The sequence below is a fragment of the Bradyrhizobium sp. Leaf396 genome (genome assembly GCF_001424605.1).
GTDB classification, from domain to species: Bacteria; Pseudomonadota; Alphaproteobacteria; order Rhizobiales; family Xanthobacteraceae; genus Bradyrhizobium; species Bradyrhizobium japonicum_C.
Window position 1 is genome coordinate 296,899 of sequence record NZ_LMQJ01000001.1, and the last position, 24,603, is coordinate 321,501.

Here is a 24,603-nt window from a genome sequence, read left to right on the forward strand (position 1 = left end):
GACGGAGTGGACGAACTTTAATCGACGGGCCAAGGTGAAAGTGCTAGAGCCGGGGATGACAAAATTCATCATCGTCGTGCTTCTTACGACGTTTCCGGTTCTGGCCCAAACGACTCCAGTTCTCACCGTGCCGCCGCCCACGGACCGCGAGCGCGTCCAAGCGGATCGTGCGAAGGCAGCCGAGGACGAGAAGGTGGCTCCGATCACGCGCCCTTGGGATCGCGACGCTGACGGCAAGCGCCCATGGGAGCGGAAGTCGGCAAAGCCCTAGTCACGCGAACGTCGATCTCCGCTGTGCATCGGCGACGCCGCGCATGCGATGTCGCCGGTCGGCGGCGTCGGCGTCAATCTCGCCGTGCGGGACCCGGTCGCGACCGCAAAACCTCCTGGCAGACAATCTGCAGCAGGGCTGCCTGTCCGAGGACGAGCTCGATGCCGTGCGCCGCCGCCGCGAGCGTCCGGTGAAGATGACGCAACGCATGCAGGTGGTCGTGCAGAACAACATCATCAGCGGTGCCTTGCAGAGCGGCGACCGGCCGCTGAAGGTGTCGCCGATCCTGCGCCTCGTCACCGCGCTGCCATGGCTACGCGGCATGCCGGCGAGCTTGCTTGTGCTCGTGGCGCGGCCCGAGCATGTGCATTCGAAGGCCGCAAGATTTGGCGCAGCAATTTAGTAGGGATAACGTCGCATTAAATGGCGTCCCGCGCGTTGCGTGCGTGCAACAGCGCAGATGGATTGTAGGACCGCGGCAGGCCAATCCGGCGCATTAACTTCGTTGATTCAAATTTGAGTAAGACCTGCGTGTGACCGTGCGCCCATCAAAGGACACGGGGTGTACCATGCGTAATAAATTGATTGCCGCCTTCGCCTGCACGACGGCTCTGGTTTCGACCGGCGCGGCTTCTGCCGCCGATCTCGCTGCGCGCTACACGAAGGCGCCGGCCTATGTCGAGCCATTGTTCACCTGGACCGGCTTCTATGTCGGCGGCCACATCGGTGGCGCCTGGACCAACCAGCAGTTCATCAACAACGGGACCGGTGCGGCGTTCGGCGACCTCATTCCGGGCGAGGGCTATCGCCAGCGCGGATCGGGCATCATGGGCGGCGCGCAGATCGGCTACAACTGGCAGGCCAACAATTACGTGTTCGGCATCGAGGGCACGATTTCCGGCCTCGACAACAAGGGCACGGTCGTAAACAACGTGTTTGGCGCCGCGGACGACGTGTTCTCCTGGCGCGCCAACGTGCTCGCGACCATCGTCGGCCGCGCCGGCTTCGCCGTGCAGAACAACCTCTTCTACATCAAGGGCGGCTATGCCGGCGTGAACAACCGCCTCTCGGTCACCGACACAGTCGGTGTGGCGACGGGTTCGGGCGGACAAACCCACTGGGCCAACGGCTGGACTGTCGGCGCCGGCTGGGAATACGGCGTCACCCGCAACTGGATCGTCGGCCTCGAATACAACTACGCTGCCTTCGGCAGCCAGACCTATCAGCTCGGCGGCACCTCCGGAAACTACACGTTCGATGCCAAGCCGCGCGACATTCAGTGGGCCGTGGTGCGCGCGAGCTACAAGTTCGACGCACCCACCATCTCCCGCTACTGAGCACGTCGACGCAACGCGACCAACGATCAAGAAAAGCACTGCAAATTTCAAAAGCCCCGGCCAGGCCGGGGCTTCTTTTTTGCCTCTGCCGGATTGCAGGCAGGCGCGGCGTCAGGCCATCACGGAGAAGCCGCCGTCGACCGGAATCGCGGTGCCCGTGACGAAATTCGAAGCAGGCGAGGCAAGGAACACGGCGATGCCGGCGAAGTCGTCAATGTCCCCCCAGCGCCCTGCGGGCGTGCGCGCCAGCACGCGCTCGTGGAGCCCCGAGACCTGCTGCCGCGCGCCCCGGGTGAGATCCGTATCGATCCAGCCCGGCAGGATGGCATTGACCTGGATATTGTCGGGCGCCCAAGCATTCGCGCAGGCGCGCGTGTATTGCACGATGCCGCCCTTGCTCGCCGCATAGGCGGTCGCGAAGCTCGCGCCGAAGATCGACATCATCGAGCCGATGTTGATCACCTTGCCGTTGCCGGACGCCTTCAGCGCCGGATAGGCCAGCTTCGAGCAGACGAAGGCGCTGGTGAGATTCGTGTCGATCACCTTATTCCACTCGTCCAGCTCGAGCTCGTGCGGCGGCTTTCGGATGCTCATGCCGGCATTGTTGACGAGGATGTCGATGCGGCCGAGCTCCTTGACGACCCGATCGATCATGGCCGCGATCGCCGCCATGTCCGTCACGTCCGTGGAGACGGCGATCGCCTTCACGCCGCGCTGCCGGAGATCGGCCACCGCCGCGGCGGACTTGGTTTCGTTGCGCCCGACGACGGCGATGTCGGCGCCGGCGTCGGCAAGGCCGCGCGCCATGCCGAGGCCGATGCCGCCATTGCCTCCCGTAACGATCGCGACCTTGCCGCTGAGATCGAACCGGCTGGATGTCATGCTGGTATTCCCTGGTTTCTTCTATGGATTGCTCTGCCAGATCAGCACCAGCCCGAAGCCGGCCATGGCTGCGCCATAGCCCGCCCATTGCAACTGGTTGACCATGAAGCTCGATCGCGGCCACGGAACGGTGCCCGTGCCCTGTCCGATCCAGAGCAGACCGACGGCTGTCGCAAGCAGGCCTGCCACAAGCAGAAATCTGCGCAAGCATTCCTCCCATCGTCCGCTTCCGTCGCGCGTGGCGGCGAAGTGCCGCCAACCGCGAGGCTTAGGGTGCACAGTAACCGCAGCTTCGGTGTGGATACAATGGCGCCACCGGTCCCGGCTGGCGGCGGGAAGGGAGCGTGTCCGTCAAAGGCAACTCGCTGCTTGGCAATCAGTGCCGATGGTCGGCTGGCGAAACCCGGCTCGCGGGACGCGGTATTGCAGTCAAGCGTTGGTCGCCCCGCCCAAACGAAAAAGCCCCGGCGATGCCAGGGCTTTGACGTTCGATCGTGAGGTCAAATCAGATCAGTACTTCGCGACGACCGGACCGGTCCAGTTGAAGCGGTAGACCAGCGAGGTCGAGATCGTCTGGTTCCAGTGGTTCGTACGGATGCTGTTGCCGGTCGGAATGTTGCCGGCATCGAACAGCTCGTCACGAGTGGTGGCGTTGTAGAAGGCCGAACGATACTCGGTCTTCATGAACCAGCCGGGCGAGGTGATGCCGAAGATGTTCAGGCTGTTCTCGACGCCGCCGCCGATGAACCAACCGTGACGGTCATACCCGTCGAGGTGGATACCGGCCGGAGTGCCGGCGAGGTTGGTGAAATTGGTGCGACCAAAGTGGGCGCCGGAGTAACCGCCGTTGACGTAAGAAAGAACATTCGGGGCAACCAGCCAGCCGAGGCGAACACCAGCCGCCCAGGAGGTCTCCAGCTTCTGGTGACCGGTGAGGCCAAAGATCGGATCCTGCACGGTGCCGCGGATGCTGCCGAACTGACCGTCAGCAAACACACCGGCAACCCAGGTGCCGCTGAACTGCCAGTCGTAGCCGGCGCCGACCGTGCCGAACCAGCCCGAGCCGCCCTGGCGCTGGTCGATCGTCAGCGGGACTGCGCCGACGGTGGTCTGCACGTGCTGATCTTGGTTCGAAAGGCCGCCGCCGCCGCCGCCGAAGATGTAGAAGCCGGTCCAGTTGGCAACCGGGGCCGCCATCGGAGCCTTCGCGTAGGGACGGGCACCCAGGTCAGCCGCGGAGGCCGAACCGGTCATCGCCGCGACCGCGGACAGAGCGAGCAAAATCTTCTTCATGTCAAAATCCCCAACTTGGTCTGTCGTGGCGCGAGCGCACTTAAGTCCGTGTCATCTGATGCCCGAACTATAGACGGTTCTCGCCGAAATGCTGTTGCCGGGTGGGCACAGTTACCGGAAAACGGCGGTGCTGGGGTAACCCGGGCCCTCTCGATCGAACAGAAAATAGATATGAAGAATCATGTAGTTATGAGATTTTCGCAGTTCTTGTTTCGGATAACGTCTCGTTAGCAAAGTCGGCCTCGTCCGAAATGGAGGCAATCCTGCCTTAGCCTCGGCGCCTATGAGCCGTTGGACGAATCGCCGTGCGGCGCTTTCGGGGAATCAACGAAAGCGCCTGCGAACTGCCAGGCAAGACAGCCCGGCCCCCGAAACAAAACAGCCCCGGCTGGCCGGGGCTGTTTTGGCGTGCTGCGGGCTGGGTTGAGGTCTCAGACGTCCAGTAGCTCCTCGCTGGCAAATTCGGCCTTGTCCGAGATGAAGGCGAAGCGTGCCTCGGCTTTGGTGCCCATCAGCCGCTCCACCGAATCCGCAGTCGTGTCGCGGTCGTCGGCCAGCAGCACCACCTTGAGCAGCGTCCGCTTGGCCGGATCCATGGTGGTCTCCTTGAGCTGCGCCGGCATCATCTCGCCGAGGCCTTTGAAGCGATTCACCTCGACCTTGGCGTTGGCGTTGAACGCGGTCTTGATGAGCTCGTCCTTGTGCTTGTCGTCGCGGGCGTAGACCGATTTGGTACCGTGCGTCAGCTTGTAGAGCGGCGGGACCGCGAGGAAGAGGTGGCCCTCGTCGATCAGCCGCGGCATCTGCCGGTAGAAGAAGGTGATGAGGAGCGATGCGATGTGGGCGCCGTCGACGTCGGCGTCGGTCATGATGATGATGCGCTGATAGCGCAGATCCTCTTCGCGATATTGCGCGAGCGTGCCGCAGCCAATCGCCTGCACGAGGTCGGAGAGCTGGGCGTTCGCGGTCAGCTTGTCCTTGCCGGCGGAGGCGACGTTGAGGATCTTGCCGCGCAGCGGCAGCACGGCCTGGGTCTTGCGGTCGCGCGCCTGCTTGGCGCTGCCGCCGGCCGAGTCACCTTCGACGATGAACAGCTCGGAGCCTTCGGTGCCGGCGTCGGTGCAGTCGGCGAGCTTGCCGGGCAGGCGCAGCTTCTTGCCGGCGGTTTTTCGCGCGGTCTCCTTCTCCTGCCGCCGCCGCAGCCGTTCTTCGGCGCGGTCGATCACGAAATCGAGCAGCCGGTTGGCCATGTTCGGATTGCCCGACAGCCAATGGTCGAACGGATCCTTCATCGCCTGCTCGACGATGCGCTGCGCCTCCGCGGTGGCGAGGCGGTCCTTGGTCTGGCCCTGGAACTCGGGCTCGCGCACGAACACCGACAACATCACGGCGGCGCCCACCATCACGTCTTCCGAGGTGACGGACGCCGCGCGCTTGCCCTGACCGACGCGCTCGGCGTGATCCTTCAGGCCGCGCAGCAGCGCGCTGCGCAGGCCGGACTCGTGGGTGCCGCCATCGGGCGTCGGCACGGTGTTGGTATAGGAGGATAGGAAGCCGTCCGCATCCGCGGTCCAGGCCACCGCCCATTCGCAGGCGCCGTGCGCGCCGTTGCGGCCCGACTTGCCGGAGAAGATGTCCGGGTGCACCAGCGTGTCGGCGTGGATCGCCGCGGCAAGGTAATCCTTGAGGCCGCCGGGGAAGTGGAACGTCGCTTCGGCCGGCACGTCCTCGACGCCTTTGAGCAGCTCGGGCGCGCAGTTCCAGCGTATCTCGACACCGCCGAACAGATACGCTTTGGAGCGCGTCATCTTGAACAGACGCTGCGGCTTGAACGCAGCCTTGGGCCCGAAAATGTCCGTGTCAGGCTTGAAGCGCACGCGGGTGCCGCGGCGATTGTTGACCTTGCCGAGATCCTCGAGCTTGCCCTTGGGGTGGCCGCGCTCGAAAATCATGCGATGCAGTTTCTGCCCGCGCGCAACCTCGACTTCGAGCCGCGAGGAGAGGGCGTTCACGACGGAGATGCCGACGCCGTGGAGACCGCCAGAGGTCTCGTAGACTTTGCTGTCGAACTTGCCGCCCGAATGCAGCGTGCACATGATGACTTCGAGTGCCGACTTCTTCGGGAATTTCGGGTGGGGATCGATCGGGATGCCGCGGCCGTTGTCGGTGACGGTCAGGAACCCGTCCGCACTCAGCTCGACTCCGATGAAGGTCGCATGCCCCGCCAGCGCCTCGTCCATCGAGTTGTCGATCACTTCGGCGTAGAGGTGATGCAGCGCCTTCTCGTCGGTGCCGCCAATATACATGCCGGGTCGGCGCCGCACCGGTTCCAGGCCTTCGAGCACCTCGATGTCGGCCGCGGTGTAGTCGGCTTCTCCGCCGCTTCCACGCGGCGCCGCCTTGGGCGCGCGGGGTTTCGGCTCATCGCCGCCAAAAAAGTCATCTTTTGCTTTGGGCTTCAACTGCTTGGCCATATATCTTGATACGTTCTGAGGGCCGCATTGGCGGCGAATCGGTCGGGCCGACTATGCCACTTCTGACGTGGAAAGGTTACCGGGGGCCGGACCGGGCGGTGTGGGTGGGAGACAATCCCGGCGGTTTTACGCCGCAGGCCGGCCAATTCCCGGCAATTTGACGTTCCGACCTCGCCATGTGGGCTTTTGTGACTTGATGTCACACAAGTCCTTGGCTTACCAGTCCTTTTCATCGAGCAGCACCTTGAGACGGGGCGGGAAGGCTATTTTTGATGGAGCAGTATGCGCACGCCCTCGCTGAATTCGTGCGCGTTCACCAGGCCTGGGCGGCGCCGGTCGTGTTCCTGCTCGCATTCGGAGAGTCGCTTGCGTTCGTCTCGCTGCTCGTTCCGGCCTGGGGTGCGCTGGTGGCGATCGGCGCGCTCATCGGGGTCAGCGGCATCAGCTTCTTTCCTGTCTGGATCGCCGGCGGCCTCGGCGCTGCGCTGGGTGACTGGGTCTCCTATTGGTTCGGCTACCGCTACAAGGAGAGGGTTGCCCAGATGTGGCCGCTCTCGCTCTATCCGGATCTGCTGCCCAGAGGAGAGGCGTTCGTGCGTAACTGGGGCATACCCAGCATCTTCATCGGGCGCTTCTTCGGTCCCCTGCGCGCCTCGGTGCCGCTCGCGGCCGGCATTTTCGAAATGCCTTATTGGACTTTCCAGGCCGCAAACTTCGTCTCGGCCCTGATCTGGTCGGCCGTGCTCCTGCTGTTTGGCGACGTGCTCGCCAAGATCATGGAATGGATCTGGCGCGTGATCTGACGGTCTGAACCTTGACGGGAACTGCGCCTGGCCCTATAGCCGCGCACCATGATCAACGCCGCGACCATCCTGTTCGCCCGTCGCCGCCGCCGCACTTCAGCGGTTAGGGCGGTCGATCGCGTTTGAGATCATCGTCTTTGCCGCTGGATCCGATCCGCGGCATTCTCTCTCCTGTCAGCGCGATCTGATCCGGCGGCTTCCTCAGGAGGCCCAGCAGGAGACTACGATGTACACGCCACCTTTCTTCAAGCAGGACCGCGCCGTAAGCCTCAAATTTGCGGAGCAGCGCGGCTTCGGCACCATGTGCGCCTTCGACGGCCACAAGCCCGTCGCTTCGCCGCTGCCGTTCTATCTGACCTATGCGGCTGACGGGACGCCGCAGGCCGCGTTCCATCTCGCCCGTCACAATCCGCTGGTAAAGCTGGCTGGCGGTGATGCGTCATGGCTGCTCGCGGTCAACGGTCCCGATGCCTATGTATCGCCGGACTGGTACGTCTCGCCGGACCAGGTGCCGACCTGGCTATATCAGTCGGTGCATCTGAGCGGGCCGGTGCGGCTGCTGTCGGACGAGGAGCTGTCGGTGCAGGTCGACACGCTCAGCGACAAGTTCGAGAGCCGGCTGTTGCCGAAGAAGCCCTGGACCTCGGGCAAGATGACGGCGGGCCGGCTCGAGGCGATGAAGAAGGGGATCGTGGGCCTGGTCATGATGGTCGAGGAGGTCGAGGGCAGCTTCAAGCTGAACCAGCACAAATCCGACGCCGACTATGCAGCCATTGCGGACGCACTTGGTGGCGGCGATGCCGACGCCCGGCAGATCTCACAACTGATGCGGCAAGCCAAGCCGCAAGCTTTCAAAGCCGACACGAACCTGCTCGAAGGGAGCACGCCATGAGCCTCGCTGACACCACGAAAGCCCCGACCACCAGCGCGGCCAAGAAGCCCGCGACCGTCTTCGTCGACGGCGGCTCCGGCACCACCGGCCTCGGCATCAGCGAGCGGCTGAAGCTGCAGAGCGATGTCGAGGTGAAGACCATTGCCGACGACAAGCGCAAGGATCCCGCGGCAAAGAAGGCGCTGATGGAGGAGGTGGACCTCGTCATCCTCTGCCTGCCTGACGATGCCGCCAGGGAGACGGTCGCGCTCATCGACAGCATGGGGCCGTCCGGTCCGAAGGTGCTGGACGCCTCGACCGCGTACCGGGTCGCGCCGGACTGGGCCTACGGCTTTCCCGAGCTGACGCCGGACCAGGCCGGAATGATCAAGGCCGCGAGAAAAGTCTCCAATCCCGGCTGCTATCCGACCGGCGCGATCGCGCTGCTGCGGCCGATCGTCGATGCCGGTCTGTTGCCGCAGGACTATCCGATCACCGTCAATGCGGTGAGCGGCTATTCCGGCGGCGGAAAGTCGATGATCGCGAGCTTCGAGGACGGCAGCGCGCCGGCCTTCGAGCTCTATGGCCTCGGCTTCGAGCACAAGCATCTGCCGGAGATGCAGCTCTATGCGAACTTGACGCGGCGGCCAATCTTCATTCCCTCGGTCGGCAATTACCGGCAAGGCATGCTGGTCTCGGTGCCGCTCCAGCTCGACACGCTGCCGGGCAAGCCTGGCGGTGCCGACCTGCAGACGGCGCTGGCCAAGCGTTACGCCGGCTCAAAGTACGTCAAGGTGATGCCGCTGCAGAACGAGGCGACCAAGAGCGGCCGGCTCGAGCCGGAGGCGCTCAACGAGACCAACATGCTCGAGCTCTACGTCTTCGCCAGCGACAAGTATCATCAGGCTGTGCTGGTCGCCCGGCTCGACAACCTCGGCAAGGGCGCCTCGGGAGCCGCTGTGCAAAACATGCGGCTGATGCTGGGCCTGCCGGAGGAGTGAGAGACGTCTCGCTCCGTCATTCCGGGGCGGTGCGCAGCACCGAACCCGGAATCTCAAGATTCCGGGTTCGCCCTTCAGGCGCCCCGGAATGACACCAAGGGGAAGCGAGCTTCGCAGCTAAACTACCCCGAAGATCGCCAGCGCCAGCACGGCCTGGGCGAGGAAGCCGACGGTGAAGGCCAGCGTGCGGAACACCGGGATGCCCAGCGCATAGACGATCATGTGTGCGACGCGTGACCAGAAATAGACGGCGCAGGCCAGCACGGTCCATTTCGTGGAATAGTCGATCGCGTTCAGGATCAGCACCAGCGGCGCGAAGATGACGAGGTTCTCGACCGCGTTGTCATGTGCGAACATGAGCCGGTTCGCCCACTCCGCCTGCGGCTTGTCGCCGCGCGAGGGATTGGCCATGGCACCGCTGAGCCCGCGAACCTGACATCGGTTGATGATGTAGGGAATCCAGAGGACCCCCGTCAGGATCACCGTCAATGTCAGCCAGAACAATTCGCGTGTCATGAGTGCCGCTCCCCTCTGTCGTCGCTGTGCCTGTCTATACGAAAGCGCGCAAGATTGCGCCACGCGCAAGCAAGCTTCCGTTATGCGCGAACCCTGACATAGCTGCCGGGTGCGTCCTCGATCGGTGGGAAGGCTTCGCTGCCGACCGCGCGCGCCGGGACCTCCTCGGGATCGAGCTCGCCCAGCCATTGGCGCCAGTCCGGCCACCACGAGCCCTTGTGCTCGGTGGCGCCCTTCATCCACTGCGCGATGTTGACGTCCTTGATGTTGTCGTTGGTCCAGTACTGATACTTGTTCGAGGCGGGCGGATTGACGACGCCGGCGATGTGGCCCGACCCGGACAGGACGTACTTCACCGGGCCGCCGAAGAATTGCGAGCCGTACAGCACCGATTCAGCGGGCGCGATATGGTCCTCGCGGGTGGCCAGATTGTAGACGGGCACTTTCACCTTGGAGAGATCGAGCAATGTGTTGTCGAGCACCATCGTGCCGGTGGAGAGCCGGTTCTCCAGATAGCAGTTGCGCAAATAATAGGAATGGTTGGCCGCGGTCATCCGCGTCGCGTCCGAGTTCCAGTGCAGAAGGTCGAACGCGCTCGGCTGCTGGCCCTTCAGGTAATTGCTGACGACATAGGACCAGATCAGATCGTTCGAGCGCAGCATGTTGAAGGCCATCGCCATCTTCGAGCCTTCGAGCACGCCGGCGGTCTTCATGTCCTGCTCGAGCGCGGAGATCTGCTCCTCGTCAACGAAGACGAGGAGATCGCCGGCATGGGTGAAGTCGACCTGGGCCGCGAAGAACGCCGCGGACGATACCCGCTGGCGGCGCTTCTCGGCGAGCCAGGCCAAAGTGGTCGCGAGCATGGTGCCGCCGACGCAATAGCCGGCGGTGTGCACCTTCATCTCGCCGGTGACCTTCTCGATCACGTCCATCGCCGTGAGCGGGCCTTCCTTCATGTAGTCTTCCCAGCTCTTCTTGCCGAGCCGCTTGTCGGGATTGACCCATGAGATCACGAACACGGTGATGCCCTGGTCGACGCACCACTTGATGTAGGATTTCTCCGGCTTGAGGTCGAGGATGTAGAATTTGTTGATCCAGGGCGGCACGATGAGGAGCGGTGTGCGCAGCACCTTCTCCGTCGTGGGCGCATACTGGATCAGCTGCATTATCTCGTTCTGGTAGATCACCTTGCCCGGTGTGGTCGCCATGTTGACGCCGACGACTAGATTGTCCGGATTGGACTGACGGATCTTCAGCATGCCCTTGCCGGCCGCAATGTCCTCGGCCAGCATGGTCAGACCGCGCGCGAGGTTCTCGCCGCTGCTCGCCACGGTCTCGCGCAGCACCTCCGGATTGGTCAGCACGAAATTCGACGGCGACAGCGCGTTGGTGACCTGCTGGACGTAGAACTCGGCCTTGCGGCGCGTATGCGGATCGAGCCCCTCGGCATCGCGCACGAGCTCCTGCGCCCATTTGGCCGTGAGCAGGTAAAACTGCATGACGAAATCGAAGAACTGGTTCGACTTCCATTCCGGATCGGCAAAGCGCTTGTCGCGCGGCGAGGGTGCGATGGCGGGCTCGGCGTCCTGACCGGCCATGCGGCGCACCGCGGCGCCCCAGAGGTCGAGATAGTCCTTCGCGAGCTTGGTCTGCAGATCGGAGGAGCGGGACGTATCCGACAGCCAATATTCGGCGACCGATGTGAACGTCTTGACGATCTCCGCGAGCTCGGCCGGTGGCCGATCCTGCACCTCGCCGCTCTCGCGCGGCTTCAGATAAGCGGCGAGTGCCTTGCCGCCGCTCTCCATCGCCCGCGCGACATTCATCGCGAAGGCTTCCGCGTCGAACTTCGTACCTGATTTCGGCGTCTCGGTCGTGGCCATGCTCATGAGCAGAACAGTAACGATTCATTCCGTACTCGTCACCGCGAAGCTCGCATGTTTGACGTTAAACACTCTCGAAGATGTGTTGCACTGCGACAAATCTTCTTGGTTCCGTCACAATCGAGCCGCACCGCTCGGCTTGTTGGGCATTGGGCTGTTTTCTGGCTCGCACCATTTGGGCAGCAATGGTTTGAGCTTGGGCGCGGTCTTGGGTAAGGTTGCCCGGGGCCGTGCTTTGGGACGAGTAGGGGATTTCCCAAGTGTTGGCGTTATGGGACCTGCAAAAGACGCTGCCGATCCGCGGCGCGCTGCTGATCGCGGCGCTCGCCCTGGGCGGCTGTTCGAGCCAGCTCGCGGATCTGACACCCGCGGATGCGCAGTCGGCTGTCAGGGAGCCCGGCAGCTATCTGCCGGTGCACGATCTGCCGCCGGACCGCGATGAGGCAATCATCCCGCCTGAGCAGCGCGCCAAGATCGAGGCCGAGCTCGCCGCTGCGCGCGATCGTCAGGCCGTTGCCACCAAGGACGCCAAATAGGTCTGGGAGGCGGAGACTGGCAAGGTAATCGCTGGCGCCTCCGCTTTGCCGTGCTAAAAGACGTCGGTACAGCCAAGAGTCAGGGCGAACGACTTCAGTCTTCGTCGTCGATGATTGCTCTAAATATTTGATTTTGAGCACTTTTCGCGGTGAGATCGATCGCGTTTTGGAGTGGCCCTCGCGGCCTGCCGATTCTGTCCCTGACCGGTTGCCCGGAGCCCAGAGAGCCATGGAAGAATTTTACCGCATTCGCCGCCTTCCGCCTTACGTGTTCGAGCAGGTCAACCGGGCCAAGGCGGCTGCGCGCAATGCCGGCGCCGACATCATCGACCTCGGCATGGGCAATCCGGACCTACCGGCTCCGCCGCATGTGCTCGAGAAACTGAAGGAGACGCTCGGCAAGCCGCGCACCGACCGCTATTCGGCCTCCCGCGGCATCCCCGGCCTGCGCCGGGCCCAGGCCGTATACTACGGCCGCCGCTTCGGCGTGAAGCTGAACCCCGACACCCAGGTGGTGGCGACGCTCGGCTCCAAGGAAGGTTTCGCCAACGTGGCGCAGGCGATCACCGCGCCCGGCGACGTCATCCTCTGTCCGAACCCGAGCTATCCGATTCACGCCTTCGGTTTCTTGATGGCGGGCGGGGTGATCCGCTCGGTGCCGTCGGAGCCGACGCCGCAATTCTTCGAGGCGGCGGAGCGGGCGATCATCCATTCGATCCCCAAGCCGCTGGCGCTCGTCGTCTGCTATCCCTCGAACCCGACCGCCTATGTCGCAAGCCTCGACTTCTACAAGGATCTCGTCGCGTTCGCGAAGAAGCACGAGATTCTGATCCTGTCCGATCTCGCTTACGCCGAGGTCTATTTCGACGAGAGCAACCCGCCGCCCTCCGTGCTTCAGGTGCCGGGCGCGATGGACTGCACCGTCGAGTTCACCTCGATGTCGAAGACCTATTCGATGGCCGGCTGGCGCATGGGCTTTGCGGTCGGCAATGAGCGCGTGATCGCGGCGCTCGCCCGCGTCAAATCATACCTCGATTACGGCGCGTTCACGCCGGTCCAGGTCGCGGCAACTGCTGCGCTGAACGGCCCGGACGATTGCATCAAGGAGATGCGCGACACCTACCGCAAGCGCCGCGATGCGCTGGTGGAATCGTTCGGCCGCGCCGGCTGGGAGATCCCGCCGCCGGAGGCTTCGATGTTCGCGTGGGTACCGCTGCCGGAAGCGTTCCGCAGCGTCGGCAGCATGCAGTTCGCGACCCTAATGGTGGAGAAATCCGGCGTTGCGGTCTCGCCCGGCGTCGGCTTCGGCGAGCATGGTGAAGGATATGTCCGCATCGCCTTGGTGGAAAACGAGCAACGGATCAGGCAGGCCGCACGCGGCGTGCGCCGCTTCCTTGAAAGCGGCATCGAAACATTGCACAACGTGGTTCCGCTCGCCAACCGGCGCTAATTCCCTTCTGCAGGTTTTCTGAAGCATCATGGTCGCACCCCTGAAAGTGGGCATAGCGGGGCTCGGCACCGTGGGTGCCGAGGTTGTCCGTTTGATCGAAACGCAAGCGCGCGTGCTCGCGGGCCGTAGCGGCCGCGGCATCCGCGTGGTTGCCGTCACCGCGCGCTCGAAGGCGAAGAAGCGTGGCATCGACCTGCGCGGTTTCGAATGGGCAAAGGACCCGATCGCGCTCGCCACCCATCCGGACGTCGATTGCTTCGTCGAGCTGATGGGCGGCGCCGGCGATCCCGCTCTGTCGGCGGTCGACGCCGCGCTGAGCGCCGGCAAGTCGGTCGTCACCGCCAACAAGGCGCTGCTCGCAAAGCACGGCGTCAAGCTCGCCAAGGTGGCTGAAAAGCATGGTGGTGCGCTGAATTTCGAGGCAGCGGTCGGCGCAGCAATCCCCGTCATCAAGACGTTACGCGAAGGTCTTGCCGGAACCGGCATCGACCGCGTCTACGGCATCCTCAACGGGACGTGCAACTACATCCTGACCCGGATGGAGCAGGAAGGGCTGTCCTTCGCCGAATGCCTCAAGGATGCGCAGCGGCTCGGCTATGCCGAGGCCGACCCGTCCTTCGACGTCGACGGCCACGACACCGCGCAGAAGCTCGCCATCCTCGCCAGCCTCGCCTTCGGCACGAAAGTTGCTCAAAGCGCCGTGTATGTCGAAGGCATCTCATCCATCGCGCCGGAGGATCTGCGTGCGGCGGCCGATCTCGGCTACCGCGTCAAGCTGCTCGGCGTCGCCGTGCGCACCGCCAAGGGCATCGAGCAGCGCGTGCATCCGACCATGGTACCGAAATCCTCCTCGATCGCGCAGGTGATGGGTGTCACAAACGCGGTCACGATCGACGGCGAGGGCATTCCGCCGATCACGCTGGTCGGGCCCGGCGCCGGCGGTGCGGCGACCGCATCCGCCGTCGTTGCCGACATCGCCGACGTTGCGCGCGGCATTCGCGCCAATCCGTTCGGCCGGCCGATCTCGCAACTCCACGACACCAAGAAGGCGCCGATGGAGCGGCACGAGGGCGGCTACTACATCCGCCTGCTCGCGCGCGACTTCCCCGGTACGGCGGCCGCGATTGCGACCCGGCTTGCAGAGCAGAAGATTTCGATCGAGTCGATCGTGCAGCGTCATCCCAATGGCGGCGCTGCGCCTGCAAATGGCAAGGCGGCACCCGTGCCCGTCATCCTGATCACCTATGCCACACACGAGGACGCCGTGCGCCGCGCACTCGCCGCCGTGCAGAAGGACAAGGTGATCAGCGGACGGCCGCAGGTGATCCGGATCGAGAAGAACTGACACGGTTCGAACGAACTGTGGGTGCTGTGAGTTGATGCGGGCAGAGAAGTCTGTCCCAAACTGTTTCGAAGGAGTCAGCCGATGTCGACCCATATTTCAGTCCCGCCGCAAGCGTTGCTTGAGCGGATCCTCACGCTGGAGATCGTGCGGGTGACGGAGCGGGCGGCGGTGTCGTCGGCGCGGCTGCGCGGCCACGGCAACGAGAAGGCGGCAGACCAGGCCGCCGTCGATGCCATGCGACGCGAGCTCAACAAGCTGCCGATCCAGGGCACCATCGTGATCGGCGAGGGCGAACGCGACGAGGCGCCGATGCTCTATATCGGCGAGCAGGTCGGCCTCAAGGCGGGGCCCGAGGTCGATATCGCGGTCGATCCCCTCGAAGGCACCACGCTCTGTGCCAAGAACATGCCGGGCTCGATCGCTACCATGGCAATGGCCGACGGCGGCACGCTGCTGCATGCGCCCGACGTCTACATGCAGAAGCTCGCGATCGGCCCCGGCTACGACAGGGGCGTGGTCGATCTCGATGCTTCGCCGGCCGACAACGTCCGCCGCCTCGCCAAGGCCAAGGGCGTCAAGCCGGAAGGAATCACCGTGCTCGTGCTCGACCGTCCGCGCCATGCCGACATCATCGCGAGCGTGCGCTCGACCGGCGCGGCCGTGCGCCTGATCACGGATGGTGACGTCGCCGGCGTGATCCACTGCGCCGACCCTGATAACACTGGTGTCGACATGTATCTCGGCACCGGCGGTGCCCCGGAAGGCGTGCTCGCCGCCGTGGCGCTGCGCTGCATCGGCGGCCAGATGCAGTGCCGTCTCATTCTCGATTCCGAGGAGAAGCGCGAGCGCGCCGCCAAGATGGGCGTCAACGATCCCAAGATGATCTACGGCATCGAGGACATGGCGCGCGGCGACTGCCTGTTCGCCGCCACCGGCGTCACCACGGGCTCGCTGCTCTCGGGCGTCAAATTCCGTAAGGATGGCGTGATCGAGACCGAGACCGTCGTGATGCGCTCCGTCACCGGCACCGTGCGCTACATCAAGGCCGAGCACCGCGAGCTGGCCAAGTTCCATTTGGATTGACGCTTTCCGTCATTCCGGGGCGACGGGACCGCGCAAGCGCGGGCCCGGAGAGCCCGGAATCCAACGGGCGGCAGACTCCGACGCGAAATGGATTCCGGGCTCGATGCTGCGCATCGCCCCGGAATGACAACAAGACAATAGCGACAACAAGAACAAGCAGGGAAACCGCCCATGTCCGATCTCTCCGCCGTCAAAGCCCTCGTCTTCGACGTGTTCGGCACTGTCGTGGACTGGCGCACCAGCTTGATCACCGACTTCATGTGGTGGGCGAAAGGCCGCGGCATCAGCGCCGACTGGACCGCGCTCGTCGACGGCTGGCGCGGCATGTACATGGCCTCGATGGACGACGTTCGCCAGCATCCCGAGCGCGGCTATGTCATGCTGGATGATCTGCATCGCCGCTCGCTGGACAAGCTCGTCGAGAAGTTCGCGATCAAGGGGCTGACGGAAGCCGATCTCGATTATCTCACCAAGGGCTGGCACCGCTTGCACCCGTGGCCGGACAGCGTCGCCGGCCTGACCCGGCTCAAGACGAAGTTCGTGATCTCGCCGCTGTCGAACGGCAATGTCGCGCTGCTCACCAACATGGCGAAGTTTGCGGGGCTCCCGTGGGACCTCATCCTGTCGGCCGAGTTGTTCGAGCACTACAAGCCCGATCCGGAAACCTATCTCGGCGCCGCGCGGCTGCTCTGTCTCAAGCCGGAAGAGGTGATGATGGTGGCTGCCCACAACGGCGATCTCGCGGCGGCGCAGAAGAACGGGCTGAAGACTGCCTTCGTGGCACGACCGACGGAGTATGGTCCGCTTCAAAAGATTGACTTCGAGGCGACCGGCAATTGGGACATCGTCGCGAAGGATTTTGGCGGCATCGCCGACAGGTTGGGGTGCTAACGGCGTTTCCGGTGATGTGCGCGGCAACATCGGTCCGGGCAGCGCAAGCGCCGCCCGGAGCTGATCTGCGTTAAAGCGTCATTTTCATCGGCTCCGGATAGTAGCGGAAGCCTTCGCCTACCTTGGCGACATGGCCATAGCCCGGCCAGGCGAAGTGATAGGACATCACCGGGATCTTGTTCGTTGCGAGCATCGTCAGGAGCTTGACGCGCGACTCGGCCGCCTGCTTCGGGTCGGAGTCATAGGAGAACTCCATCCGCGGCCGCTCCAGCAGCAGCACCGAATGGTGCGAGAGGTCGCCGAGGAACGCGAACGATTTCCCCGCCGAGGAGACCATGAAGATGGTGTGGCCGACGGTGTGTCCGGGGGCGGCGATCGCCTGTACGCCGGGCAGGAATTCCTGGCCGTCCTTGAAGAACACGATGCGGTCGCGAACCGGCAGCAGGTTCTTCCGGGCGTGAATGACGAAATCCTTGGCGGCGCTGCCGAGCTTGCCCTCGTCGGTCCAGAAGTCGAAATCGCTCTGGGCGATGTAGATCTGGGCATTCGGAAACAGCGGCTTGCCGCCTTCGTCCACGATGCCGCCGATATGGTCGATATGGGCATGCGAGCAGACGACGGCGTCGATGTCGCCCGGCTTGATACCGGCTTCCGTCATGCTCTTCTGCTGCCGGCCGGTGCTGGCGCCGAACATCTTCGAGCTGCCCATGCCGGTGTCGAACAGGATGAGCTTGTCGCCGGTGTTGACGATCGGCGAATTCTGCTCGAGCACGACGTTGTCCGGCGACAGGAAATTGTCGGAGAGCATCTTCTTGACCTCTTCCTTCGGAACGCCGGTGAAGGTCCCCGAGGGGTCTCCGAGGGGCAGCGGCCCGTCGGATACGACGGTCACCTCGGCGTCGCCGAGCACGAAGCGGTGCCAGTAGGGCGTCTGAGTACCAAGCTTGGGCGCCCGCGCCATCGCGCTGCTGCCGAGCATGGCGCTAGCACCAAGACCCGCCCCGAGTGCGAGCAGGGACCGACGAGAGACATCGATTGTCATGCGTTTCCTCCGCTTTATTTTTCGCAACCATTTGCGCGTTGCGACCGGCCTGGAGCCGGCCGCGCGATGCTGCGCTGGTTTGAACAAGCTAGCAAGTGGAATTGGTTCGGGGTTGATCGCTGCTCTCAAAGCTGGCACGGAAATTCTGGCGCATGGCATACGCGCCGTCGCCGACGTTCTTGCCGTCAGAACGATTCCATGGGTCGGCGCAAGACAAGCAAGGTTTGTGTCGTGATCATGTCTGCTGGTCGCGTGACCTGCTCGATCTCGTGAGGATCTCGTAAGGCGACCGGCGGCGTTCGCCTCATGCTCCGCAGACAATCACGCCATACCAGCCGAGCCCGCGATACGTCTCGTAGCCGGGGGTTGCATGGAATGCCACCAGCGTACCCGTGCGGTCGTGATAGAAGCCGGAGCGCTGGCCGTTCAGCGAAAGCGAGATGCGCTCGCTGAGGATGCCCTGACCATCGGAGGCCGCGATCACGCGAAAATTCGAATCGACCAGCAGCACCCGGGCCTTGTCGCTGTCGCCGACGCGGACGCCTTGCACGATGGCGCGGGCTTGCGGCTCCCAGTCAAAGTGGATGGCGAGCACGCCGATCGGCGCGCCATTGGCCTGGCCGCCGGCGCGGACGCTGGCGCAATAGGTCGCGACCTGCGCATTGCCGAGCAGCGGTTGGTTCTCGACGTCGCCGGCGACATAATCGTCACCGGAGCGAAGACCCTTCGCCTCGCGAAACCACTTGGTGTGAGCGACGTTCTCGCCGACGACGCGAAAGCGATCGGCCCGACCATTGGCGATGACGTTGCCGTCGAGATCGCAGAGCCAGAGGTCGAGATAGACGGTGTAGGCCCCCAGGATCACGCCGAGGCGCTGCGAGGCATGGGAGACGGCGGCAGCGCTGGGCGAGGCCGCGCAATCGACCACGGCAGAGTCGGTCGCCCACCAGCGCACGTCGCAGGTACGTTCATAGAGATTGCGGTCGATCAGCTCGATGGCGTTCAGCGACAGGTCGACCATGCGTTCCCCGCGGGAGCGCTGGCTCATGCGCTCGATCGAGGCGACGAGATCGCCGGTGCGCTTCGTCAATTGGGTTTCGAGCTCGCGGGCGATGGTCTCGACCTGCTGTCCGACGCCGCGCACCTCCTGCGCAACCACCGCAAAGCCCGCACCTTGGGCGCCGGCGCGCGAGCTCTCGATCAGCGCGTTTAGCGCCAGCATCTTCATCTGGTTGGTGATCTGCTGGATCGATTTGGTCTTGTCGACCGCGATCTGGTTGACCTCTGCCGTAAGGCGATTGATCAGCGCGGAGACATCGGAATCATCGTCCGCGGGTTCGGTAGCACTCGGCTTGGTTTTCAGACCCAGCGCAGCAGACATCGGGGAGCTTCCCTTGGCAATGAGGTCTGATCTGCAATGAACCCGGAACAATCAATTACAGATCGAATACGATTCTTTTTCGAGGATTCCACCTAACGCCCGCTTAATTTGCTGTTCGACGGGATGCCTAAATGGTAGTCACTCTCTCCCGGGCCGACGGCCATCCACCGCTTTGTGCGGCCGGGCCGTTGCAAATCCGGGCCGATTGCCGGCCAATCCCCGGAAGCCCCAGTGACCGTGCGTCCGCGTGATCGCCTGGACCCGAGTTCCAACAGCCTGCCTCCCGTCATGACGCCGCCTGCTACCGCCTTGCCCGTCGAAGCGCCCCAGGCTTTCCTGGGCGTGTCGCGCTCGCTGACCGACAAGCTTTGGCGCGACCGTCTGGACGGGCGCGGGGCGGCCCAGGCGCTCGCCATCGTGCAGCGACACCAATTGCCGGAGCTGCTGGCGCGGGTGCTGGCCGGACGCGGGGTCGATATCGACGCCGTGCCCGATTTTCTCGATCCCACCATCCGCAAGCTGCTGCCGGATCCGTTCACGGTGACGGAAATGGAGGCCGCCGCCAAGCGGATCGCCGATGCTGCAGCGAGGACCGAGAAGGTCGCCATCTTCGGCGACTACGACGTCGATGGCGCGACTTCTGCTGCGCTGCTCGCCTGGCACCTGCGTCATTGCGGGCTTGATCCGCTGATCCATATTCCCGACCGCATTTTCGAGGGCTATGGCCCGAATACCGAGGCGGTGCGAGCGCTCGCCGCGAAGGGCGCGACGCTGCTGGTTACCGTCGATTGCGGCACCACCAGCATGGAGCCGCTTGCCGAAGCCAAGCGCCTCGGCATGTCCGTGGTCGTGATCGACCACCACCAATGCGGTCTCGATCTCCCGGAGGTCGACGCGCTGGTCAATCCGAACCGCCCCGACGATCTCTCCGGCTTGGGTCATCTCGCCGCCGTCGGCCTCGTGCTGGTGACGCTGGTCGCCGTCAATCGCGAGCTGCGCCAGCGTGGCTTCTGGAGCAACGAGATGCCTGAGCCCGATTTGCTCGGCATGTTGCATCACGTCGCGCTCGGCACCGTGGCCGACGTGGCGCCGCTGATCGGCCTCAACCGTGCCTTCGTGGCCAAGGGCCTGATCGCGATGCGCCGGCGCGACCACGTCGGTCATACCGCGCTGATGGACGTGGCACGGCTCAACGGCCCGCCGGAGGCCTGGCACCTCGGCTTCATGCTGGGACCGCGCGTCAATGCCGGCGGCCGCATCGGCCGCGCCGACCTCGGCGTGCGGCTATTGCTCGAGGGCGACAGCGTCGAGGCGGCGCGGATCGCCGCCGAGCTCGACCGGCTCAACAGTGAGCGCCGTGTCATCGAGCAGGCCGCGGAGGCGCAGGCTGAAGCGGAGGCGCTGGCCTCGATCGGACTGGAGGATAAGCTCGCGGTGATCGTCACGGCCTCGGAAGGCTGGCATCCCGGGGTGGTCGGCCTCGTCGCCTCCCGCCTGAAGGAGAAATTCGCGCGGCCCGCTTTTGCCATTGCGCTGGAGCCCGGCGGCATCGGAACCGGCTCGGGCCGCTCGATCGCCGGCGTCGATCTCGGCAAGGCGGTGCGGCAGGCGGTCGCCGACGGCATCCTGCTCAAGGGCGGCGGCCATGCGATGGCCGCCGGCGTGACACTGCGGAAAGAGAAGCTGTCCGAATTCCGCGCCTATATGGAGCAGGCGCTGGCGCGCGACGTCGCCGAGGCGCGCCACGTCAACGAGCTCTATATCGACGGCGCGGTCTCCGCACGTGCGGTGACGCCGGAGCTTGCGACGACGCTCAACCGCGCCGGTCCCTTCGGCAGCGGCAACCCGGAGCCTGTGCTGGCGCTGCCGGCGCACCAGCTCGTGTTTGCCGACGAGGTCGGGCAGGCCCATCTGCGCCTTCGCTTCAAGTCGGGCGACGGCGCCATCGTCAACGGCATCGCATTCCGTTCGGTCGGCCAGAAGCTCGGCAATGCGCTGCTCGCCAACCGCGGCCAGCAGCTGCATGTCGCGGGATCATTGTCGGTCGATCGCTACCAGGGTGCCGAGCGCGTGCAATTCCGCGTCGTCGACGTCGCGCTACCGGACCAGGGGCCATCCGTGATTAGATAGCAACGGTCGCTAACAACAAAAAAAGGGAGTGAACATGGCAGGGCAGGTTGAGGGCAAGGTCGCGCTGGTGACGGGCGGCGCGTCCGGAATTGGCGAGGCCGTCGTCGAGCTGTTCGCGCGCGAAGGCGCCACCGTCATTGCAACCGATATCGACGAGCTGAGGGGCCCCGAACTCGCCAGGCGCGTCACCCAAGCCGGCGGCAAGGCGATCTTCCTGGAGCAGGACGTCACCAGCGAAGAGCGCTGGATGGAGGTGGTCGCCGAAATTGCGAAGCGCTACGGCCGGCTCGACATCTTGGTCTCCAACGCGGGTATCGGCATCGCCGTGCCCTCGATCGTCGACATGACGTTATCTGACTGGCGCAAGCAGAATGCCATCAACCTCGACGGCGTGTTTCTCTCGGTGAAGCATTGCCTGCCGTTGATGCGCAAGACCGGCGGCGGCTCGATCATCATGATGTCCTCGCTGGCGGGCCTGCGCGGTGCGCCCGGCCTTTCCGCCTATTCGCTCACCAAGGGCGGCGTGCGGCTGTTCGCCAAATCGATCGCGATGGAGTGTGCGGCGGTGGGCGACGGCATCCGGGTCAATTCGGTTCACCCCGGCATTATCGATACGCCCATCTGGGGAAAGATCCCGACGGGAGCGACCGGCGCGGGCCAGAACGCCCCGATCGATCCCGAGGAGCGCGCCCGTGTCGTGACGCCGCTCGGCCGTGCCGGTCAGGCCGCGGAGATCGCCTCGGGCGTGCTGTATCTGGCCTCCGATGCCTCGCGCTACGTCACCGGCAGCGAGCTCGTCATCGATGGCGGCATGAATGCCGGGGGCGTGCCGCGGCGCGCATAAGCCACGCAGGGCAGGGCGGCGCACGCAAGGGGCTGACGTGCAAGCGCCAGCCCTGTACAACGCGGGGAGCTTACCGACAGAGGTGTCCTTCGCCATGGCGCACAGCCTTCATGCTTCCTCACCCGCGCCAGCGCCAATCCGCTCCAACCGGCCGGACCTTGCGACCGATGCGATCCGCACCGCACGCGAGGATCTTGCCGCCTGCTTCCGCATGGCGGCGCGGAACGGCTTCGAGGAAGGCATCTGCAACCACTTCTCGGCCGTGGTGCCCGGCCATGACGATCTGTTCCTCGTCAATCCCTACGGCTACGCCTTCCGCGAGCTGACGGCGTCGAAGCTCCTGATCTGTGATTTCCATGGCAATGTGCTCGACGGCGACGGCGTGCCCGAGGCGACCGCCTTCTACATCCATGCCGAGATGCACAAGCGCCTGCCGCGCGCGAAAGTCGCCTTCCACACCCACATGCCTTTCGCGACGGCGCTGTCGATGACTGAAGGCGACCCCTTGATCTGGGCCGGCCAGACCGCGCTGAAATTCTATGGCCGCACCGCGGTCGATCGCGACTATAACGGCCTCGCGCTGGACAACCGCGAGGGTGCGCGCATTGCCTCTGCCGTCGGCGATGCCGACATCGTCTTCATGAAGCATCATGGCGTGATGGTGCTGGCGCCGACCATCGCGGAAGCCTGGGACGATCTCTATTACCTCGAACGCGCCGCCGAGGTGCAGGTGCTGGCGATGTCGACCGGACGCAAGGTGCTGCCGGTCGATCCGGCCGTGGCGGCCGAGACCTACAGGCAGATGCGCGAGGGGGATGCCGAATCCGCGCGGCTGCATCTCGTCGCAATCCGTAGGCAGCTCGATGCGGAAGAGCCGCAGTATCGGCATTGATCTCAGCGGGTCCTTCCCGGGCGCGCGAAGCGCGAACCCGGAGTGACCGTATGAGAGGACGTCGGCCTACAACCCCTGCCGCAGCTTGGCCAGCACCTTCAGCCCGCCATAGCCATCCGCCGGCGTGATCCCGGCGCGCTGCTGGAAATCCTTGACCGCCTTCATCGTATCGTTGCCGACGCGCCCGTCGGTGCCGCCGGTGTCGAAGCCGGCCTTGGTCAGCCGCGTCTGCATCTCCTGTACTTCGGCCAGCGTCAACGCGCGCTCGGAGCCGGGGAACGGCTGGATGAAGGGCGGTGCGCCCAGGCAACGATCGCCGAGATGGCAGATCGCCAGCGCATAGTTCATGGAAGGGTTGTAGCTCTTCACCGAATAGAAGTTCGGTCCCAGCAGGAAGGTCGGCCCGCCCGCAACCGGCGTCCACATCTGCGCGGATGCGTTCGGCTGCGGAAACGAACGGCCGTCGGCGCGGGTCACGCCGGCTGCCTGCCACGCCGCATAGGTGCGGCGGCCGCTGAGGTTGCCGGGCGCGCGCACCTCGTAGCCCCAATGCTCGCCGCGATGCCATTTGCCGCGGTTGACGAGGTATTTTGCCGTCGAACCCAGCGCGTCGTCGGGCTTGCCGAACGGCGATACCCTGCCGTCGCCGTCGTAATCGATGCCCACATTGAGCCAGACCTCCGGCATCCATTGCGAATGTCCCATGGCGCCGGCCCAGGATCCCCGCATTTCTTCCGGCGTGCTCCAACCCTTCTCGACGATGCGCAGCGCGTTGATCAGCTCGGTCTCCCAATAGGTCTTGCGGCGCGGCTCGTTCCAGGCGAGCGCAGCGAGCGAGGGAAACACCGGCCTCATGTGATTCTGCTGCACCAGGGGATCGCCATAGGCGGACTCGACGCCCCACAGCGCCAGCAGCGTGCCGCGCTCGACGCCGAAATCGCGCTCGATGCGCGCGAACAAAGCCTCGTTGTTCTTCAGCGCGATCTTGCCGTTGATGATGCGCCAGTCGGACACGCGGCGGTTGATATATTGCCAGATCTCCTCGCGGAATTCAGGCTGGTTGCGCATCTGCCTGAACACGCTCATGTCAGGCTCGACACGTCCCATCGCGCGCTGCCATGTCGCGGCGGAGATACCTTTGGCCGTCGCGCGCACGCGGAAGGTCTCGCGCCACTCGTCGAAGCCCGCGGGTGCCGCGAGAGCGCGGTCCGCCGACGCAAGCAGGGCGGTCGCACCGAGTGCAGATTTCAGGAGGGTGCGGCGGGTGTATTGGGCGCAGGAATCAGTTTGTGTCATCCAGCCATTCTAGCGGGAAACGTGGCCCATGTGAGCCGGTTCCCACAGGGCCGGAACAACCCGTTTCCCGCGGAACAAAGTGTCGCAGTCCTGCATTCCCTCCGAAGGAAACGAGGAGGAGAAGATGAGGAAAGTTCTGTTTGCCGCCGCCATGGCTACCGCGATCGCGGCGCCTGCATTCGCTGGTGAAGTCGGCGTTCATGTTGGTCCGGTCGGTGCCGGTGTCACTGTGGGCCAGTCGCCGGATTACCGCGTCCGCGAGCGTGATCGCACCACGGTCATCAAGGAACGCGAGCCGTCAAGCCGCACCACGGTGATCAAGAAGGAAGATGAATTCGGCAATCGCAGCAAAACCGTGATTCATCACGACAACGACTGACGA

Annotated in this window: 25 protein-coding genes; 16 read left to right on the plus strand and 9 right to left on the minus strand. The window is 64.5% G+C overall.

The features are described 5' to 3' along the window. The first annotated feature begins 55 nt into the window (after positions 1–55). The 3 genes from ASG57_RS01450 (at position 56) to ASG57_RS01460 (ending at position 1,608) form a co-directional block, all read left to right on the plus strand. Complete coding sequence (locus ASG57_RS01450; protein ID WP_024337861.1) at positions 56–271, plus strand: hypothetical protein; 216 nt, start codon at positions 56–58, stop codon at positions 269–271. A 166-nt stretch (positions 272–437) separates the two neighbouring features. Beyond that, positions 438–674, plus strand: a complete 237-nt coding sequence (locus tag ASG57_RS39780; protein WP_349510051.1) for a hypothetical protein — start codon at positions 438–440, stop codon at positions 672–674. 166 nt (positions 675–840) lie between these two features. Beyond that, on the plus strand, positions 841–1,608 hold the full coding sequence (locus ASG57_RS01460) for an outer membrane protein (protein WP_024337859.1): 768 nt from the start codon (positions 841–843) through the stop codon (positions 1,606–1,608). A 111-nt stretch (positions 1,609–1,719) separates the two neighbouring features. On the opposite strand, the gene ASG57_RS01465 is transcribed toward ASG57_RS01460, so the two are convergent. The 4 genes from ASG57_RS01465 to parE form a co-directional block, all read right to left on the minus strand. After that, complete coding sequence (locus ASG57_RS01465; RefSeq protein ID WP_024337858.1) at positions 1,720–2,490, minus strand: SDR family NAD(P)-dependent oxidoreductase; 771 nt, start codon at positions 2,488–2,490, stop codon at positions 1,720–1,722. A gap of 21 nt (positions 2,491–2,511) precedes the next feature. Beyond that, on the minus strand, positions 2,512–2,697 hold the full coding sequence (locus ASG57_RS01470; protein WP_024337857.1) for a hypothetical protein: 186 nt from the start codon (positions 2,695–2,697) through the stop codon (positions 2,512–2,514). Between the two features lie 303 nt (positions 2,698–3,000). After that, on the minus strand, positions 3,001–3,783 hold the full coding sequence (locus ASG57_RS01475; RefSeq protein ID WP_024337856.1) for an outer membrane protein: 783 nt from the start codon (positions 3,781–3,783) through the stop codon (positions 3,001–3,003). A 431-nt stretch (positions 3,784–4,214) separates the two neighbouring features. After that, positions 4,215–6,257, minus strand: a complete 2,043-nt coding sequence (parE, locus tag ASG57_RS01480) for a DNA topoisomerase IV subunit B (RefSeq protein ID WP_024337855.1) — start codon at positions 6,255–6,257, stop codon at positions 4,215–4,217. A gap of 272 nt (positions 6,258–6,529) precedes the next feature. On the opposite strand from parE, the gene ASG57_RS01485 reads away from it, so the two are divergent. From ASG57_RS01485 to argC, 3 genes are all read left to right on the plus strand, one after another. After that, positions 6,530–7,060 carry a DedA family protein gene (locus tag ASG57_RS01485; protein ID WP_024337854.1) on the plus strand — a complete coding sequence of 177 codons (531 nt, stop codon included), beginning with the start codon at positions 6,530–6,532 and terminating at the stop codon, positions 7,058–7,060. Positions 7,061–7,286: 226 nt separating this feature from the next. Next, on the plus strand, positions 7,287–7,952 hold the full coding sequence (locus ASG57_RS01490; RefSeq protein ID WP_024337853.1) for an FMN-binding negative transcriptional regulator: 666 nt from the start codon (positions 7,287–7,289) through the stop codon (positions 7,950–7,952). After that, complete coding sequence (gene argC, locus ASG57_RS01495; protein WP_024337852.1) at positions 7,949–8,932, plus strand: N-acetyl-gamma-glutamyl-phosphate reductase; 984 nt, start codon at positions 7,949–7,951, stop codon at positions 8,930–8,932. The genes ASG57_RS01490 and argC overlap by 4 nt, the downstream gene beginning before the upstream one ends. Positions 8,933–9,049: 117 nt before the next feature. Here the strand turns inward: argC and ASG57_RS01500 are convergent, their stop codons facing one another. Then, entirely contained in the window at positions 9,050–9,448 is a 399-nt protein-coding gene (locus ASG57_RS01500; protein WP_024337851.1) for an MAPEG family protein, read from the minus strand. Positions 9,449–9,528: 80 nt separating this feature from the next. Next, positions 9,529–11,337: a PHA/PHB synthase family protein gene (locus ASG57_RS01505; protein WP_057195576.1), complete on the minus strand. Its 1,809-nt coding sequence runs from the start codon at positions 11,335–11,337 to the stop codon at positions 9,529–9,531. Positions 11,338–11,591: 254 nt separating this feature from the next. Between ASG57_RS01505 and ASG57_RS01510 the strand changes: the two genes are divergently transcribed. From ASG57_RS01510 to ASG57_RS01530, 5 genes are all read left to right on the plus strand, one after another. Further along, complete coding sequence (locus ASG57_RS01510) at positions 11,592–11,867, plus strand: hypothetical protein (protein ID WP_024337849.1); 276 nt, start codon at positions 11,592–11,594, stop codon at positions 11,865–11,867. Positions 11,868–12,096: 229 nt separating this feature from the next. Further along, positions 12,097–13,317, plus strand: a complete 1,221-nt coding sequence (locus ASG57_RS01515) for an LL-diaminopimelate aminotransferase (protein WP_024337848.1) — start codon at positions 12,097–12,099, stop codon at positions 13,315–13,317. A gap of 28 nt (positions 13,318–13,345) precedes the next feature. Continuing rightward, entirely contained in the window at positions 13,346–14,662 is a 1,317-nt protein-coding gene (locus ASG57_RS01520) for a homoserine dehydrogenase (protein WP_024337847.1), read from the plus strand. An 81-nt stretch (positions 14,663–14,743) separates the two neighbouring features. After that, positions 14,744–15,745, plus strand: coding sequence for a class II fructose-bisphosphatase (gene glpX / locus ASG57_RS01525; protein ID WP_024337846.1), 1,002 nt, complete (start codon positions 14,744–14,746; stop codon positions 15,743–15,745). Between the two features lie 171 nt (positions 15,746–15,916). Further along, entirely contained in the window at positions 15,917–16,636 is a 720-nt protein-coding gene (locus tag ASG57_RS01530) for a haloacid dehalogenase type II (protein ID WP_024337845.1), read from the plus strand. Between the two features lie 70 nt (positions 16,637–16,706). Here the strand turns inward: ASG57_RS01530 and ASG57_RS01535 are convergent, their stop codons facing one another. Beyond that, positions 16,707–17,678, minus strand: a complete 972-nt coding sequence (locus ASG57_RS01535) for an MBL fold metallo-hydrolase (protein WP_024337844.1) — start codon at positions 17,676–17,678, stop codon at positions 16,707–16,709. On the opposite strand from ASG57_RS01535, the gene ASG57_RS37470 reads away from it, so the two are divergent. After that, positions 17,677–17,913, plus strand: coding sequence for a hypothetical protein (locus ASG57_RS37470; RefSeq protein ID WP_155248295.1), 237 nt, complete (start codon positions 17,677–17,679; stop codon positions 17,911–17,913). The genes ASG57_RS01535 and ASG57_RS37470 overlap by 2 nt on opposite strands. A 69-nt stretch (positions 17,914–17,982) precedes the next feature. Here ASG57_RS37470 and ASG57_RS01540 read toward each other — a convergent pair whose 3' ends face one another. After that, positions 17,983–19,059: a methyl-accepting chemotaxis protein gene (locus ASG57_RS01540; RefSeq protein ID WP_024337843.1), complete on the minus strand. Its 1,077-nt coding sequence runs from the start codon at positions 19,057–19,059 to the stop codon at positions 17,983–17,985. 288 nt (positions 19,060–19,347) lie between these two features. On the opposite strand from ASG57_RS01540, the gene recJ reads away from it, so the two are divergent. The 3 genes from recJ (at position 19,348) to ASG57_RS01555 (ending at position 22,925) form a co-directional block, all read left to right on the plus strand. Next, positions 19,348–21,189: a single-stranded-DNA-specific exonuclease RecJ gene (recJ, locus tag ASG57_RS01545; RefSeq protein WP_024337842.1), complete on the plus strand. Its 1,842-nt coding sequence runs from the start codon at positions 19,348–19,350 to the stop codon at positions 21,187–21,189. Between the two features lie 34 nt (positions 21,190–21,223). Further along, positions 21,224–22,033 carry an SDR family NAD(P)-dependent oxidoreductase gene (locus tag ASG57_RS01550; protein ID WP_024337841.1) on the plus strand — a complete coding sequence of 270 codons (810 nt, stop codon included), beginning with the start codon at positions 21,224–21,226 and terminating at the stop codon, positions 22,031–22,033. A gap of 94 nt (positions 22,034–22,127) precedes the next feature. Further along, on the plus strand, positions 22,128–22,925 hold the full coding sequence (locus tag ASG57_RS01555; protein ID WP_057195577.1) for an aldolase: 798 nt from the start codon (positions 22,128–22,130) through the stop codon (positions 22,923–22,925). 66 nt (positions 22,926–22,991) lie between these two features. Here ASG57_RS01555 and ASG57_RS01560 read toward each other — a convergent pair whose 3' ends face one another. Further along, positions 22,992–24,221, minus strand: a complete 1,230-nt coding sequence (locus tag ASG57_RS01560) for a lytic murein transglycosylase (RefSeq protein WP_024337839.1) — start codon at positions 24,219–24,221, stop codon at positions 22,992–22,994. Positions 24,222–24,345: 124 nt separating this feature from the next. Here ASG57_RS01560 and ASG57_RS01565 point away from each other — a divergent pair, with 124 nt between their 5' ends. Beyond that, the gene (locus tag ASG57_RS01565; RefSeq protein ID WP_024337838.1) at positions 24,346–24,600 is read left to right on the plus strand and encodes a hypothetical protein; all 255 of its coding nucleotides are present in this window, start codon (positions 24,346–24,348) and stop codon (positions 24,598–24,600) included. Positions 24,601–24,603: the final 3 nt, after the last annotated feature.

What these genes read in the sequence shown, in the direction of transcription:
- ASG57_RS01450 (WP_024337861.1), top strand. Translation starts at nt 56, where the DNA reads ATGACAAAATTCATCATCGTCGTGCTTCTTACGACGTTTCCGGTTCTG.
- ASG57_RS01460 (WP_024337859.1), top strand. Translation starts at nt 841, where the DNA reads ATGCGTAATAAATTGATTGCCGCCTTCGCCTGCACGACGGCTCTGGTT.
- ASG57_RS01465 (WP_024337858.1), bottom strand. Translation starts at nt 2,490, where the DNA reads ATGACATCCAGCCGGTTCGATCTCAGCGGCAAGGTCGCGATCGTTACG.
- ASG57_RS01475 (WP_024337856.1), bottom strand. Translation starts at nt 3,783, where the DNA reads ATGAAGAAGATTTTGCTCGCTCTGTCCGCGGTCGCGGCGATGACCGGT.
- parE (WP_024337855.1), bottom strand. Translation starts at nt 6,257, where the DNA reads ATGGCCAAGCAGTTGAAGCCCAAAGCAAAAGATGACTTTTTTGGCGGC.
- ASG57_RS01485 (WP_024337854.1), top strand. Translation starts at nt 6,530, where the DNA reads ATGGAGCAGTATGCGCACGCCCTCGCTGAATTCGTGCGCGTTCACCAG.
- ASG57_RS01490 (WP_024337853.1), top strand. Translation starts at nt 7,287, where the DNA reads ATGTACACGCCACCTTTCTTCAAGCAGGACCGCGCCGTAAGCCTCAAA.
- argC (WP_024337852.1), top strand. Translation starts at nt 7,949, where the DNA reads ATGAGCCTCGCTGACACCACGAAAGCCCCGACCACCAGCGCGGCCAAG.
- ASG57_RS01500 (WP_024337851.1), bottom strand. Translation starts at nt 9,448, where the DNA reads ATGACACGCGAATTGTTCTGGCTGACATTGACGGTGATCCTGACGGGG.
- ASG57_RS01505 (WP_057195576.1), bottom strand. Translation starts at nt 11,337, where the DNA reads ATGAGCATGGCCACGACCGAGACGCCGAAATCAGGTACGAAGTTCGAC.
- ASG57_RS01515 (WP_024337848.1), top strand. Translation starts at nt 12,097, where the DNA reads ATGGAAGAATTTTACCGCATTCGCCGCCTTCCGCCTTACGTGTTCGAG.
- ASG57_RS01520 (WP_024337847.1), top strand. Translation starts at nt 13,346, where the DNA reads ATGGTCGCACCCCTGAAAGTGGGCATAGCGGGGCTCGGCACCGTGGGT.
- glpX (WP_024337846.1), top strand. Translation starts at nt 14,744, where the DNA reads ATGTCGACCCATATTTCAGTCCCGCCGCAAGCGTTGCTTGAGCGGATC.
- ASG57_RS01530 (WP_024337845.1), top strand. Translation starts at nt 15,917, where the DNA reads ATGTCCGATCTCTCCGCCGTCAAAGCCCTCGTCTTCGACGTGTTCGGC.
- ASG57_RS37470 (WP_155248295.1), top strand. Translation starts at nt 17,677, where the DNA reads ATGCGTTTCCTCCGCTTTATTTTTCGCAACCATTTGCGCGTTGCGACC.
- ASG57_RS01535 (WP_024337844.1), bottom strand. Translation starts at nt 17,678, where the DNA reads ATGACAATCGATGTCTCTCGTCGGTCCCTGCTCGCACTCGGGGCGGGT.
- ASG57_RS01540 (WP_024337843.1), bottom strand. Translation starts at nt 19,059, where the DNA reads ATGTCTGCTGCGCTGGGTCTGAAAACCAAGCCGAGTGCTACCGAACCC.
- recJ (WP_024337842.1), top strand. Translation starts at nt 19,348, where the DNA reads ATGACGCCGCCTGCTACCGCCTTGCCCGTCGAAGCGCCCCAGGCTTTC.
- ASG57_RS01550 (WP_024337841.1), top strand. Translation starts at nt 21,224, where the DNA reads ATGGCAGGGCAGGTTGAGGGCAAGGTCGCGCTGGTGACGGGCGGCGCG.
- ASG57_RS01555 (WP_057195577.1), top strand. Translation starts at nt 22,128, where the DNA reads ATGGCGCACAGCCTTCATGCTTCCTCACCCGCGCCAGCGCCAATCCGC.
- ASG57_RS01560 (WP_024337839.1), bottom strand. Translation starts at nt 24,221, where the DNA reads ATGACACAAACTGATTCCTGCGCCCAATACACCCGCCGCACCCTCCTG.
- ASG57_RS01565 (WP_024337838.1), top strand. Translation starts at nt 24,346, where the DNA reads ATGAGGAAAGTTCTGTTTGCCGCCGCCATGGCTACCGCGATCGCGGCG.